The organism is Pseudoalteromonas sp. 3J6, assembly GCF_903995135.1.
Lineage (GTDB): Bacteria > Pseudomonadota > Gammaproteobacteria > Enterobacterales > Alteromonadaceae > Pseudoalteromonas.
In genome coordinates this window covers 616,599-630,636 of record NZ_LR877185.1, presented here as the reverse complement: position 1 = coordinate 630,636, position 14,038 = coordinate 616,599, and the positions used below count along the sequence as shown (strand labels likewise).

At 40.6% G+C, this 14,038-nt stretch carries 16 protein-coding genes; 7 read left to right on the top strand and 9 right to left on the bottom strand.

All coding sequences use genetic code 11. The features are described from left to right. Positions 1-106 precede the first annotated feature (106 nt). The gene (locus P3J6_RS02860; protein WP_198522188.1) at positions 107-1,597 is read left to right on the top strand and encodes a M12 family metallo-peptidase; all 1,491 of its coding nucleotides are present in this window, start codon (positions 107-109) and stop codon (positions 1,595-1,597) included. Between the two features lie 150 nt (positions 1,598-1,747). After that, a complete protein-coding gene (locus tag P3J6_RS02855; RefSeq protein WP_138608368.1) occupies positions 1,748-2,191 on the top strand; it encodes a PaaI family thioesterase in 444 nt (147 codons plus the stop codon). A 1-nt stretch (position 2,192) separates the two neighbouring features. Here P3J6_RS02855 and P3J6_RS02850 read toward each other — a convergent pair whose 3' ends face one another. Beyond that, complete coding sequence (locus P3J6_RS02850) at positions 2,193-2,573, bottom strand: hypothetical protein (protein ID WP_008114170.1); 381 nt, start codon at positions 2,571-2,573, stop codon at positions 2,193-2,195. 246 nt (positions 2,574-2,819) lie between these two features. Here P3J6_RS02850 and P3J6_RS02845 point away from each other — a divergent pair, with 246 nt between their 5' ends. Together P3J6_RS02845 and P3J6_RS02840 are read left to right on the top strand one after the other, a co-directional pair. Continuing rightward, on the top strand, positions 2,820-3,527 hold the full coding sequence (locus P3J6_RS02845; RefSeq protein WP_138608370.1) for a hypothetical protein: 708 nt from the start codon (positions 2,820-2,822) through the stop codon (positions 3,525-3,527). Positions 3,528-3,618: 91 nt separating this feature from the next. Continuing rightward, entirely contained in the window at positions 3,619-4,272 is a 654-nt protein-coding gene (locus P3J6_RS02840; RefSeq protein ID WP_138608372.1) for an endonuclease, read from the top strand. A gap of 7 nt (positions 4,273-4,279) precedes the next feature. On the opposite strand, the gene hmpA is transcribed toward P3J6_RS02840, so the two are convergent. The 3 genes from hmpA to P3J6_RS02825 are packed head-to-tail and all read right to left on the bottom strand — an operon-like array spanning position 4,280 to position 6,983. Then, a complete protein-coding gene (gene hmpA / locus P3J6_RS02835) occupies positions 4,280-5,461 on the bottom strand; it encodes an NO-inducible flavohemoprotein (RefSeq protein ID WP_198522187.1) in 1,182 nt (393 codons plus the stop codon). A gap of 20 nt (positions 5,462-5,481) precedes the next feature. Continuing rightward, positions 5,482-6,714, bottom strand: coding sequence for an NnrS family protein (locus P3J6_RS02830; protein ID WP_198522186.1), 1,233 nt, complete (start codon positions 6,712-6,714; stop codon positions 5,482-5,484). Continuing rightward, the gene (locus tag P3J6_RS02825) at positions 6,714-6,983 is read right to left on the bottom strand and encodes a hypothetical protein (RefSeq protein WP_232735461.1); all 270 of its coding nucleotides are present in this window, start codon (positions 6,981-6,983) and stop codon (positions 6,714-6,716) included. The genes P3J6_RS02830 and P3J6_RS02825 overlap by 1 nt, the downstream gene beginning before the upstream one ends. Before the next feature lie 159 nt (positions 6,984-7,142). Between P3J6_RS02825 and norR the strand changes: the two genes are divergently transcribed. Further along, entirely contained in the window at positions 7,143-8,708 is a 1,566-nt protein-coding gene (norR, locus tag P3J6_RS02820; protein ID WP_198523771.1) for a nitric oxide reductase transcriptional regulator NorR, read from the top strand. A gap of 5 nt (positions 8,709-8,713) precedes the next feature. Here the strand turns inward: norR and P3J6_RS02815 are convergent, their stop codons facing one another. Further along, positions 8,714-9,610, bottom strand: coding sequence for a LysR family transcriptional regulator (locus tag P3J6_RS02815; protein WP_178956747.1), 897 nt, complete (start codon positions 9,608-9,610; stop codon positions 8,714-8,716). Positions 9,611-9,727: 117 nt separating this feature from the next. Between P3J6_RS02815 and P3J6_RS02810 the strand changes: the two genes are divergently transcribed. Further along, positions 9,728-10,294, top strand: coding sequence for an NADPH-dependent FMN reductase (locus P3J6_RS02810; protein ID WP_138608382.1), 567 nt, complete (start codon positions 9,728-9,730; stop codon positions 10,292-10,294). Between the two features lie 7 nt (positions 10,295-10,301). On the opposite strand, the gene P3J6_RS02805 is transcribed toward P3J6_RS02810, so the two are convergent. Beyond that, positions 10,302-10,745: a tellurite resistance TerB family protein gene (locus P3J6_RS02805; protein WP_198522184.1), complete on the bottom strand. Its 444-nt coding sequence runs from the start codon at positions 10,743-10,745 to the stop codon at positions 10,302-10,304. Between the two features lie 95 nt (positions 10,746-10,840). On the opposite strand from P3J6_RS02805, the gene P3J6_RS02800 reads away from it, so the two are divergent. Next, positions 10,841-11,221, top strand: coding sequence for a hypothetical protein (locus P3J6_RS02800; RefSeq protein WP_198522183.1), 381 nt, complete (start codon positions 10,841-10,843; stop codon positions 11,219-11,221). A 65-nt stretch (positions 11,222-11,286) separates the two neighbouring features. Here P3J6_RS02800 and P3J6_RS02795 read toward each other — a convergent pair whose 3' ends face one another. The 3 genes from P3J6_RS02795 to leuC form a co-directional block, all read right to left on the bottom strand. Beyond that, positions 11,287-11,883 (bottom strand): hypothetical protein, encoded by a 597-nt coding sequence (locus P3J6_RS02795; protein ID WP_178956748.1) that lies wholly within the window; start codon positions 11,881-11,883, stop codon positions 11,287-11,289. A gap of 138 nt (positions 11,884-12,021) precedes the next feature. Further along, positions 12,022-12,621, bottom strand: a complete 600-nt coding sequence (gene leuD / locus P3J6_RS02790) for a 3-isopropylmalate dehydratase small subunit (protein WP_198522182.1) — start codon at positions 12,619-12,621, stop codon at positions 12,022-12,024. Further along, entirely contained in the window at positions 12,621-14,021 is a 1,401-nt protein-coding gene (gene leuC / locus P3J6_RS02785) for a 3-isopropylmalate dehydratase large subunit (RefSeq protein ID WP_138621521.1), read from the bottom strand. The genes leuD and leuC overlap by 1 nt, the downstream gene beginning before the upstream one ends. Positions 14,022-14,038 lie beyond the last annotated feature (17 nt).

The following is a 14,038-nucleotide window of genomic DNA, read 5'->3' as shown; positions in this document are numbered from 1 at the left end:
TTTACAACAATAGTTAATTTTAATAGCTGGCAATGTTAATTAATTGAAATAAAAATATTAGCGTGTACACTTTATGTGGACAAAACAAATATAAAAGGACTATGAAATGAAAAAATACTCACCTTTATTCATTGGGCTCCTATTCAGCGGCTATACACAAGCTCAAGTTCCGCTTTTTGAAGTGCAATATATTAATGAGTCACAAAGCGTGGCCACACAAACAAGTAATCAATTACAGTTTGGCCAGCCTCTTTTTGAGCTCACAAATAGCACAAATACCTTTCTTTTACCTGTTAAAGGTAACGACATTGAATTTATAAAAAGTTCAACAAGTTTGTCAGCAACGGGAAGCTTAATTTGGATTGGTAAAAGTTTAGAAGATGACGAAATAACACTTATTAAATCTGCAAAAGGCATTTCGGGTACTGTAAAAGTAGGTGAACAGATATATAAATTACAACCAAATAAGCACTCTGGTCATAATTTCATTGAATTAGATCCCCAAAAGCAGCCAGCTGAACATGCTCCCGAATATAAACAGTCTAATAACTTGGAGTTTATGAGTGAACAAATTTTAACAGCTCAAAACACTCAATCGGTAATGGCTAACGAAACGCAAAGTAATATTAGTTTATTAGTTTTATATACCCCAGCAGCAGCTCAAAAATCAGGGGATATAAATAGCTTAATTGATCTTGCGATTGTTGAAACCAACCAAGGTTATCAAAACTCAGGCGTCAACGCAGTTGTTAGCATAGCCCACATGAGCCAAATTAATTATACTGAAGCTGCAAACTCAGGTACTGATTTAAATCGTTTAGCAGCTAAGAACGATGGTTATATGGATGAAGCACATACATTACGCGATCAATTCGGTGCAGATGTAGTTATATTAGTAAATGATGTCAATGGTTACTGTGGCCAGGCCAAAGCCATTGGTGCTAATGCTCAAAGCGCTTTTGCTATGGTCGATTATGATTGTGCGACAGGCTACTATTCCTTTGGTCATGAGATTGGGCACTTACAAGGCGCTCGCCATAATCCAGAAAACGATCCTTCAACAACTCCTTATTCATTTGGACATGGTTACCAGCAACCTCAATCGCAATGGCGCTCAGTGATGGCATATAATTGTCCAGGTAATTGTACACGTATTAATTACTGGTCGAACCCTAATAAATCATACAATGGAGATGTAATGGGGACTTCGGCAGAACATGACAATGCCAGAGTGTTAAACTTAACTAACCCTATTATTGCAAACTTTAGATCTTCAACCCCCCCAATTCCTGGTGACAATGTGCTCCAAAATAATCAAGCAATTATGGTTAATGGCGCAAAGAATAGCGAAAAATTATTTACATTTGCAGTACCAAGTGAAGCAACACAAGTTACTTTTAGAACATCAGGTGGTAGTGGTGATGCTGATATATATGTAAAATTTAACGAAACGGCATCCACAAATAATTTTGATTGTCGCCCATATAGAAATGGCAATAGTGAGAGCTGCAGTGATACTCGCAGTGGAAATTACTCTGTCATGCTCAAAGGCTTTGATGCTTATAATAATGTAGAACTGGTTGCTAGTTACCAATAATAAGCAAGCTACATAAGCAGGCGTCGTAGTATGGCGACCTGCTTAAATTAAGCTAAAAAAATTTTATTTGCTATCACTCACGACAAGATTTAAATTTCACCTTAATATGAGCTCAATTTTATATTTTTAAACATTCTTTTAGGAGCGAGTATGAGCATTTGGCATCAACCAATTACATTAGAGTTTTGTAAGCAATTAGATCAAGGGATCACTGGCCAAGGCACGCTCATGAAGACCATGGGAATTGAAATCAGTGAAATTGGAGATGACTACTTAGTCGCCACTATGCCGGCAATTCCAGAGCATCATAACCCTATGGGTATAGTGCATGGTGGTGCCAATGTGGTCCTTGCTGAAACCGTAGCAAGTTATGCCGCTAACTTTGTAGTTGATTTCAGTCGATTTTATTGTGTTGGGCAAGAGATCAGCGCCAGTCACTTAAAAGCGTCACGCAACGGCACATTAACGGCTACCGCAAAAGCTTATCATATAGGTAAACGCAGCTCGGTTTGGGATATTAAAATAACCAATAGCCGCAATGAGCTTTGCTGCGTATCAAGAATGACCGCAGCCGTAGTCGAACGAAAAGGTTAAATTACTTTTCCAGAGGGTAAATAGTAACTTCTATGCCTGCGCCAATTGCAGATATACGTAACAAGGTATCTGCATGTAGGGCCTGATTAAAGCATTTTGGCGACGTACCCGACTCAAATCCCATATCAAACGTTCTACGAGAACAACTTAACCATTGCTTTAATGCATTGCGTGAACACGACTCAATTAGCTCACATAAGTGATTAATTGCTTTATCAGGTGTGGTTATTTCACCAGCTACTTCGATGCGTGCCAGTTGGCGGTATTCGTCTTTATCATAATGTAAAATGGTTGCGACCTTTTTTAAATCAGCAACTAATACGCTAATATCTTGCTTTGACTCAAGCTCGAGATCTACATTTAAAAATTGAATTTCCGACATTGTTTCGTATTTATCCTCTAATGGTTACCTTGCAAACTTTAACGCAGTTTTACCGTTATACCAAATCAACACCCTATAAATAGACACTTTATCAGTTAATACTCTTATTTTAGGGTGTTATTGCAGCTTACTATTAGCACTATTGTGCTGAAACTCAATTTGAATGCACTAGTGCGACATTTTGTCGCACTCACCCTGCCTATCATTCGCGTAAAATGTTTATTAAAAGTAATAAGATAAACACCTATGAAAAAAATATTTAAACCAACACGTAGACTTCATAAATGGTTGGGCTACTTATTAGGGCTACAAATTTTAGCTTGGTTGCTTGGCGGTTTAATTATGAGCGCTATTCCGCTTGAAAAAGTACATGGTAAGCACCTAGCAACACGCACCCTAACCAATCCCTTTAAAAGCCATGACTACATCGCATCAATTGATGATATCGTATCCCAAGTAACCAACCCGACTAAAATAATCTTTACGCATTTTTTATCCACCCCACTTATAACTGTAACCAGTGCCGGTAGCCAACAAAGTTTTAATGGCATTACTGGGCAACCATTTAAAGCACCTAATAGACAGCAAATTATTGCTAATGCACACGCACACTTACTTATTAATGCTCAACGAGTAAGCGCTGCTTTATTAGCTACAGGCCCACGAGAAAGCGGTTATAAAACAAATATATGGCAAGTGAAATTTAACGATACATTTAACACCACCCTCTATTTGTCATCAGACACAGGTAAAGTGATTACTGTTCGCAGTGATATTTGGCGAGTGTTTGACTTCTTTTGGATGCTACACATTATGGATTACGATGAGCGCGAGGATTTTAACAACCCGTTACTCATTAGCTTTGCTGCCAGCAGTGTGTTTTTTAGTTTTACTGGTTTTATTTTATTACTGCAAAACATCCGATTAAGAACAAGAAAACGTAAGCTATCCTGAGTTTTTAAGCAGGTTGTACAGAAAACTGATTTACCATTTAGGTTATTCTCTTTAAAATCGCGGCTCCTGTAGTTCACTAAAGTGATAGGATATGCCGCATTTTATTTTTGCGTTATTGCTTTGCGTTATCAGCTTTACTATTAATGCTGAGCAATTTACTCGTTTTTCCAGTGCTAAAAAACACTTAATTAAAACCTTACCAACCAATGCAAAAAGTATCTATTGTGGTTGCGACATAAAACGTAAAGGCAAAAAGTTAGTACCCGATGCAACCCATTGTGGTTATGTGCCACGCAACACATTTACCCGTTCAGGTAACGTGAACCAACGCGCTCTGCGAATAGAATGGGAACATATTGTACCCGCTTGGGAGTTCGGTCATCAGTTACAATGCTGGCAAGATGGTGGACGTAAAAATTGCCGTAAAGTAAGTGCAAAGTTTCGCATGATGGAAGCTGATATTAACAATTTAGCTCCCGCAATCGGTGAAATTAACGCTGATCGTTCAAACTATCGCTTTGGCATGTTAGCCCAAAATGCTAATCAATATGGTCGCTGTGAGGTTAAGGTTAATTTTAAACAACGCGTTATAGAGCCTCCGGTTTATGCACGTAAACGTATTGCCGATGCATACGCTTACATGCAAAAAACTTATGGTTTAAAAATATCAAATCAACAACAAAAGCTGTTTAATGCGTGGCAACAACAAGCTTATGCCGCAAAAACCGACAGTAAAAAGCTGTAACTTATGTTTATAATGCTTGGTGTGGTCCAAATATTTCGTAATGAATATTCGAGCTCTGTACACCTAAGTCAAGTAGTTGGCCTTTTACATAAGCCATAAATGAAGCTGGTCCACACAAATAAAATGCCCCTTCGCTAATAGGCAGTGATGCTTCAAGCACAGATAAATCCATAAGACCTGTGTAATCACATCCCCCACCACCTTGATTAAACCAGGTTAAGGTTTTTAGTTGTGGATGCATAGCCGTTTGCTGAGCTAGGTAGTCTTTAAATGAATACTCCAAGCTATTTTCACACGCGTGTAAGTAACTAATCGCTTGATTAGTATTGTCGCTCAATAGCGTTTGCAGCATAGCCATCATTGGGGTTTGGCCAACACCTGCAGAAATAAGCACAACGGGGCTTGTTGCATCTTTCAAAAAGAAATCACCTGCTGGTGGGTATAGCTCTACTCGTGCGCCCTGCTCTAGTGAGTGTAAATAGTTAGACACCACGCCAGGCTGTGGTTGGCACTCTTTTTTAACGCTAATACGATAGTTTTTAGCATTGCTCTTTTGCGAAATAGAATACTGGCGGATCTCTTCATATTCTGCCCCCTCAGGCTTAACTTTAATGCCAAGATATTGTCCTGGCTTGTGGGAAATAACAGCTTTGCCGTCTAAAGGTGTGAGGATAAAGCTGGTTACAAATTCAGACTCAACATGTTTATGAGTAATTTCAAACTTCCGTGTACCTACCCAGCCACCATGATTATTTTTACTGTGTGTATACAACGCTGCTTCTTCGGTAATACAAATATCAGCCAGTAGGTTATAAGCTTCTCGCCATGCGTATTCAACATCAGCTGTAAACTGTTCAGGAATAAGCTCTTTAAGTGTGCCGATCAAATGCGCCCCAACAATAGGGTAGTGTTCGGGTAAAATATTCAAGCTGGTATGCTTATGGTTAATTCTTGCTAATGCCTCTTTTAACACGGCTAAATTATCAATATTTTGCGCATACGCAGCCAAGGCGTTAAATAATGCAAATTGCTGACGACCCGTTTCTTGGTTAGTCATATTAAAAATATGTTTAAGTTCCGGGTTATGGCTAAACATGCGCTTATAAAAATGATCGGTGACGGCTGTGCCCGCTTCTGCAAGTAATGGAGCTGTACTTTTTACAATCTCAATAGTTTTTTCAGATAACATTTTGGTTTCCTATGGGTGAACTAACCACGACGCCCATCAACACGACGCCGCGTTAATATAGGAGTGCAGTGAATTAAAAATAATAAAAAGGCCAGTAACCAAAGCACAGCACTGATCTGCCAAGCTAGGTGTGGCCCAATAAAAGACGGGAGAAAAGCACGAATAATTGCGGCACTAAACACCAATGCAAATGCAAGATTCATAAAACCAGGAATACTAAGTGGGCGACCGGTATGTCCTAGCGATACCCGTGTCATCATGGCTAAAATCATCATGCCGATACCACCAATAGTGATAAAATGCAGAGCGTCTTTAAACAGTATTGCACTGCTATAAAAACTGATTGCCACTAACATTAAACCTATACCTAAAGCTAAATACGCAAAGTGTAACGACCATAATAATGGGACTTTTAGGACTTGCTTGTTCCACCAGCAAACACCGCGAACTAAATGCAAAAACGCTGCACTCATCACAACTAGTGCCGGGTTAATTACAGTGAAAAATAATTTACTAATAAAAAATAATGCTATCGCCAATACCGATAAGTATAAAATAGCTTTATCTATGTTTGGTGTGCGTACCTGCTTAGATAAGCCCAGCCCTTTGGCGGTAAAAAAGGGTAATACACGTCCAGCCACAACCCCCACCAACAAGCTTATAACCAGTACTGCGGTATCAACCATTACAAGCGCTAGCTGCGTTTGGTTTTTTAGCACTAGTATTAAATACAACATATTGAGCGTACATAAAAATGAAAGAATAAATAAAAACAAGTAGTTGCGTTTACTGCTCGCCTTTATCAACATGCTAGCTAACACTATAATTACCGAGAGCCACCAAACAACTTGTAAAATCAGTACCGCATAAACATTAAACTGAGCAATGCTAGGCACAACTACAAAAAAACTAAGCCGTGCACTAAGCCATACTAGGCTAAGCCACATCAATGGTTTACCGTTAATACTTGCAACACAGGTCCATGTTTGTGCTGCAGTAAGTAAAAAGCCAGCCACAACCACGCCCGCAAAACCAAATAACATTTCATGTGCATGCCACAAATTAGCAGGCATAACTAAATACCACTGTGCATCGCCACTTAAAATAAGTAACCAATAACCCACAGACAAACACGCTAGTGATCCACCAGCTAAAAAAAAGGGTCTAAATGCCAACATCCATAATGACCATTGTGATACCTGATGAAATGCGACCTGCGCTGGCATAGGTTCGGCTAAGTTTATGGGCTTCATTAGCGCACCTCCTGTCCCAGCCCATGCTGTGCCACACAGCGCAGTACGTAACTCACTTTGATAATAGCCGCGAGAACAATCGTGCTAATATGTGCAAAAATTTGTACCGGTATAGAAAAGTAGCCTGCATAGGGATAACTTATTAGCAGCGTAATCAACACCCCCAATAAGCTAATACATAGCATCTTATTTGCATGAGATAGCACACGGTAATACAGAGAATTAGACTTCACTGAATAATTAACCTGTCCTAAAAAAATACTGCTCATAACAACTCCAATAACTGCTTTCGTTATTTTGTTATTACACAGACCATGCCAATTAAGTAAAACTCTTAAATTCAACGCGTTATTTAATTTCACTTTACAAAAAGAGTCTTTATGACCTACTATAAAAACCAATTAAATACACTAACAGGTCATTTTGACATGAACCAACAACTCAATCTGACTCAAGTTGCCTTGGAGCTTGCACAAAGCACCTTACATGCCCACAGTTTTGAGCAGCTCTTAGCCACAGTTGAACGTGTTATTCCAAGTGATGCTAGCGCCTTGTTAATTCGCCAAGGCGAGCAATTAAAGCCTTTAGCGATTAAAGGTTTAATGCCTGATAGCTTAGGCAGGCGCTTTAACATTGCAGAGCATCCTCGCCTTGATGCTATTTGTAATCACCGCTTGGCACTGCAATTTGCACATGACTGCCCGCTCCCAGACCCATATGACGGCTTACTACTAGCTAAAACGGGTGATATTCCAGTGCATGCCTGCTTAGGGTTACCGCTTTATGATAAAGATTCGCTGCTTGGTATTTTGACCTTTGATAGCCTAAACGCTGATGCGTTTGACGGCATTACCGCTGATACGCTTAATACCTTACAAACCTTGTGTAGCGCACACTTTAAAACAGCCCTAGAGCTTGCCCATTACAAACAACATGCCCAGCACTCAAGTGAATTAGTACAAGCGTTAAACCGTGAGGCGCTCAAGCGTGATGGTGGTGAAATTATTGGCCAAAGCCCAGTAATACAAACCCTTAAAAACGAAATAAAGCTGGTTGCAGCCTCTAATTTTAGTGTATTAATTTTAGGTGATACTGGGGTCGGCAAAGAGTTGGTGGCGCGTAATATTCACTTGCATTCAGCACGCAAAGATCAGCCATTGATCCATTTAAATTGTGCATCACTGCCTGAAAACCTCGCCGAAAGTGAATTTTTTGGCCATGCAAAAGGCGCCTTTACGGGGGCACAAAATGCTCGCCAAGGTAAGTTTCAATTAGCCGATGGCGGTACCTTATTTTTGGATGAAATAGGCGAGCTACCACTGGCAATGCAAAGTAAATTATTACGGGTACTGCAAAGTGGCGAAGTACAAACCGTTGGTGAAGACGAACTTAAATATGTTGATGTTAGAGTGATTGCAGCCACTAACCGTGACTTGAAACACGAAGTAGAACAGGGGCGATTTCGCGCCGACTTATATCATCGCCTAAGTGTGTACCCGTTAAGCGTAGCGCCTTTAAAAGCCCGTGATGAAGATGTTATTTTATTAGCCGGTTATTTTTTGGAAAAAACAGCTCGCAAGCTTGCGATTAAACAGCTAAAACTCAGCATTGAAACGCAATTACTGCTAAAAAAATATGACTGGCCTGGCAATGTAAGAGAGCTGGAACATGTTATTAATCGCGCCGCATTAAAAGCTAAACAGCATCAATGGCAGCAGCCAATTATTACTATTGAGCCAGAGCATTGCGAGCTAAATTTAAGCGCTATTAACACCTTAGATCTTGAACACTCAAACCAGCTTGCAACCACACCTTTAACAAACAACATTTCGTTAAAACAAGCCACCGATACTTACACTCAGCAGCTTATTATACAGCAACTTAAACAACATAATTATAACTGGGCAAGCACAGCGCGAAGTTTACAGGTCGACCGCGCTAACTTAACGCGGCTAGCCAAGCGCTTGGGTATTTCTATAAAAAAGTCGTTGTAGCTTTTTTAACTTAATTTACGCTGCTTAAAATAGGTTTTTAATAACTGACTAAACGCTTGCACTTTCGCAGTACGATGCACTAAATGGTGCGTCACTAACCATAAGTCAGTAGGCCAACTTAGTTCGTTAGGTAATACAGGCACTAAATCAGAGTATTGCGCTGCAACATCATGTTGTAATCCGCCAATCCCTAGCCCCTTAACGATGGCGCGAGTAGCCTCTGAGGTTTCTGATACTCTAAGTTTAACTTGCGACGAGGGAATATTTTCATCAACCCACGCAAAATAAGGCACTTTGCCATTATAACCCGCGACTCCTGATACAAAATTATGCACCGAGAGTTGTGCTAACGTTTGTGGCAAGCCATAACGATTTATGTAATGTTTTGAAGCATAAAATCCTGACGAGAGTGCCGCTAAATGCTGAGCAATATAATCACCTTCATCCGGCCTGGGCCCTGCTCTTACAGCGATATGTGCTTGGCCATGGTCTAAGCGCAAACGCTTTTGATCCATAATCACTTGTAATTGCACTTGCGGATGCAAGGTCTGAAACTGCTCACATACCTCACTTAATACATCTATAAAACCACTCACAGTGGTAAGTAACAAGCTACCTTGTAAGGTACTATCTGCTGCAATTATGTCACTGTGTAAGCGTTCTAGCTCACCATTAATTGCTTGTGCTGTGGTAAATAACTTAGCGCCAATCTCTGTGACTTTGTAGCCACGAGCATGTCGGTGAAATAATCGCGCATCTAAGCTTTTCTCTAAGTTATTTATTCGCCTGAGCACCGTACTGTGATGAATATCTAGTGCTTCGGCAGCTGCAGTTAAAGTGCCTAAACGCGCCACCTCATAAGCAACCTTAAGATCTTGCCAATCATCAAATTGAATTGCCATAGTAACCACTTTTTAAATTGTGCATATACGCACACAAGTTTTGCGTTTATTTGGCTTTTCTGCAAGCAATTATTTGTTAAAGTCACTGCTGTACACAATCAACATTAGGATCAGCTCATGACTACACCAAAAATTATTGCCCTAGCAGGTAGCTTACGTAAAGACAGCTTTAATCAAAAACTTATTAATGAAGCAGCTCGTTTTGCACTAGAAAGTGGCGCTGAAGTGGAAGTGATCAAACTCGCAGACTTAGCCATACCTATGTTTGATGAAGATTTAGAAGCACAAGGCACACCGGCCGGCGTACAACAATTAAAAGACAAGCTGCGCACAGCAGATGGTATTTTACTGGCCAGCCCAGAATATAATGGTTCTATCACCGCAGTGTTAAAAAATGCCATTGATTGGGCGTCGCGCACCGAACAAGGTGCAGAGCCTGCATTTGCAAATAAAGTAACCGCTTTATATGCAGCATCACCGGGTGGACTTGGCGGCTTACGTGGGTTGAATCACGTGCGTGATATTTTATCTGGCATTGGCAGCTTAGTATTAGCTAACCAACTGGCAGTACCGGCTATTCATACTTTATTAGACGAAAATGGCCGTATTAACGACCCCGCTACCGCTGAAAAAGTGGCCGGCCTTGCACAGCAGTTAGTTAGCGTAGCGAGTAAGCTAAAATAAGCAGCGGCTATAACTTTGTTGCTGCAAGCTTTGCAGCAATAAAGTCTTCATGGGTAACATACAACAAGTTTGCAACACGACGAATAACGTACTCTTCTTGAGGATCAAGTTCACCATCCGCGTATGCCAAGCGCCAAAGTAGCTCAACTATATCAATACGTTGCTGTGCACTGCATTGATTATTAATTTGCTTAGAAAATTGAAAATAATCAATGGCATCATCTAAACTTGAGCTTGCTTGTTCGGTTAACTCATCTACTGCTTTATCAGTTAAATCAAAATATTTTTTTAATGTCAGACTTAGCGTATGTTGTTCATCTGCCTGTAAATCATTATCCGCTCGCATTACTTCAATTAATAACGCGGCAACCGCTGTTTTTAAATCATGTTGTTCAATATCATAATCTTGCTGATCAATACTCGAAAAAAGCTGTTTAATTTGCTTGAACATCACATTTCCCCTTTTTGGGTGTTAGACTTATATAATAACGGGTGTAATAGATATGCTGATCACACTACCCAATATCAAGATGGAGTTAAAGGTTTATGAGTAGAAAAGCTAATCATTATCTATATGGAAGTATTAGTTGGGTGTTTTTAGCAGCATGTTTGAATGTGTCGGCAGAACAAACTGAAATGCAGCGGCTATATGACTTTGATGAAAAGGTGCATTACAAACAAACTCAAATAGACACTAACAACTATCATCTAGAGATCCAATCTGATGACTACCCACATTTTAAAAACCAAAGTGTGTTTTTATTGCGCCACGCTAACCGCTTATGTCGCGATAACCCTTTTATGTTAAAAGTAACCGAAGGGGTGCAAGAGTATGAACGTTTTCCAACTAAACCACGCGCTTATCAGCCACCACTGAGTGTATTTGTGCAGTGTGAAATACCCGCAGAAAAAACCTCAAAAAAATAACCCCTCTTTACTTTTCAGTAAACCACTGAGTATTAAAACAGCCAGTGGCTTTACTGACGCTGAGTTTAGTTAACGCTATATCCCCACGGCGCAGCCGGTGGTGTGATAGGCTTAGTTAAATCAAAGTCAACGCGGAATTCGCGACCTTGGCGAATGAGTCGGTAAGTAAACTTTTCAGGATAAATATACATTTGCCATGTATTGCCTACCGATTGTGGTATGCCTTGGCTAACAAATAACTCTTTTGAATACTGATCAGCAGGGAATGACTGCATGTTAGCAAAACCCGCATCAAGCGTATGACCACCATACATAGTAGACACATCATCGCTGCCATCTTGATGGCGGTGATCGTGCTTTAAACTCAACCCACTGCCTGTTTTAGTAATGATCCACGTACGTGAGGCATCATCACCCACATGAAACGGCACTTGTAGCTCACGTTCATTACACTTACGCACATGCATAACTAATTTTTTATCGGCAAATGAACTCGGCCCTGTGGCATTATCAACCGTTACTTTACCTTCAAAAGCTTTACCACAATGGGCAGCAATGTTATCAAAAAAGCCATCATGGCTTGGAATTGATACTAAAGGTGCTGGGCGTGCTATTGCAGCGGTTGATGCAAGCATTAGTGCTGCAGCTGTTAATAATTTCATAATGTATCCCTAAACATGTAAAAAATTAGCTTAGCGTTTAAACAAACACAAAGACAATAATCACGATGAACAGCATCTGACAGCAATAAAAAAACGCGACTTATGCCGCGTTTTACTATCTAGTATCTTTTAAATTATTCACTGCCAAGGACGCTCAGCGGCAAGTTTTGCTTCAAACGCATCAATTTGCGGATTTAAGGTTTCGGTTACACCAATAAAGTCTAAACCACTTAATAAACGCTCTTTCACGTCTTTGCGAATATCAAAGCTGATTGGCGCAAATTTATTACTGCGCAATTGCTGGTTTTCTAAATCCACATCAATGTGAATATCATCATGCTGCTCACTTAACACAAATAAGTCTTCTAATATTTGCGCTGGCAGTGCAATGGCAAGCATTTGGTTATTGCCACAGTTATTAAAGAAAATATCAGCAAAACTTTCAGCCAAAATCACTTCAAAACCGTATTGTTTAAGCGCCCATGGGGCGTGTTCACGTGATGAACCACAGCCAAAGTTGTCACGGGTTAGTAGTATTTGCGCGCCTTGATAGCAGGGTCGGTTCAAAATAAAATCAGGGTTTGGCTCGCCATTATCTAAATAACGCCAATCGTAAAATAGCGCAGCATCAAAACCATCACGGCTGGTTGAAGTTAAAAACTGCTTAGGAATAATTTGGTCGGTATCGACGTTGTTTTTATCAAGTGGGGCCATTAAGCCACTAAAATAGATGCTCATTAGGCTTCTCCTCTAATATCAACAAAGTGGCCATGTATTGCTGCCGCTGCCGCCATTGCTGGGCTCACTAAGTGTGTACGCCCGCCTCGCCCTTGGCGTCCTTCAAAATTACGGTTAGATGTAGATGCACAGCGTTTACCTGCGCCTAAACGGTCGTCATTCATTGCTAAACACATAGAACAACCTGGCTCACGCCATTCAAATCCTGCAGCTTTAAATATGTCGGCAAGGCCTTCATCTTCTGCTTGTTGTTTAACCAAGCCTGAGCCTGGAACAATTAATGCTTCAATGCCAGCAACCACTTGCTTGCCTTCAACAATTTTTGCAGCGGCGCGAAGATCTTCAATGCGGCTGTTGGTGCATGAGCCAATAAATACTGTGTCTACTTTGGCAGTTGATAACTTATCGCCCGCTTTTAAACCCATGTATTTAAGCGCGCTACGGATGGCATCAGCTTTAATTAAATCAGTTTCTTTGTCTGGATCTGGAATACATTCGTCAACGCCAATCACTTGCTCTGGGTTAGTCCCCCAGGTGATCTGTGGTTGAATATTAGCGGCATCTAGTTCTACCTCTAAGTCAAAGGTTGCGCCATCATCAGTTTTTAAAGTTTCCCAGTAGGCAACAGCGGCGTCAAAATCAGCGCCTTTTGGTGCAAATGGACGCCCTTTTAAGTACTCATAAGTGATTTTATCCGGGGCAATTAAACCTGCCTTGGCACCCATTTCAATACTCATGTTACACAGTGTCATACGCGCTTCCATCGAAAGCGCCTCTATGCCTTCACCACAAAATTCAGCCACATAACCCGTACCACCAGCAGTGCCTAGTTTACCTATAACCGCCATAATTAAATCTTTAGCAGTTACTGTTGGGCGTAACACACCGTTAATTTGAATTTTTAACGACTTAGCCTTTTTTTGCTGTAGCGTTTGCGTAGCTAATACGTGCTCAACTTCTGAGGTTCCAATACCATGGGCAAGCGCTCCAAACGCGCCATGGGTTGAGGTATGGCTATCGCCACATACGATGGTGGTGCCTGGCAAAGTGATCCCTTGCTCTGGGCCAATAACATGCACTATACCTTGATTTACTGAATTTAGGTCGTACAGCAAAATACCAAATTCTTTACAGTTTGCATCCAGTGCCATTAGTTGATTTTTAGAGACTTCGCTGGCTGCATCTAATGAACGGCTTTTAGTTGAAACATTATGATCCATGGTCGCAATGGTTTTTTCTGGACAGCGCACTTTACGATTTTTTTCACGTAAACCTGCAAATGCTTGTGGCGACGTCACTTCGTGTACTAAATGACGGTCAATATAAAGTAAATCGGTTTGCTCGTTGATGCTGGCAACCGTATGTGCTTGCCAAATTTTATTGTATAAAGTTTGAGCCACTTGCTAACTCCCTGATC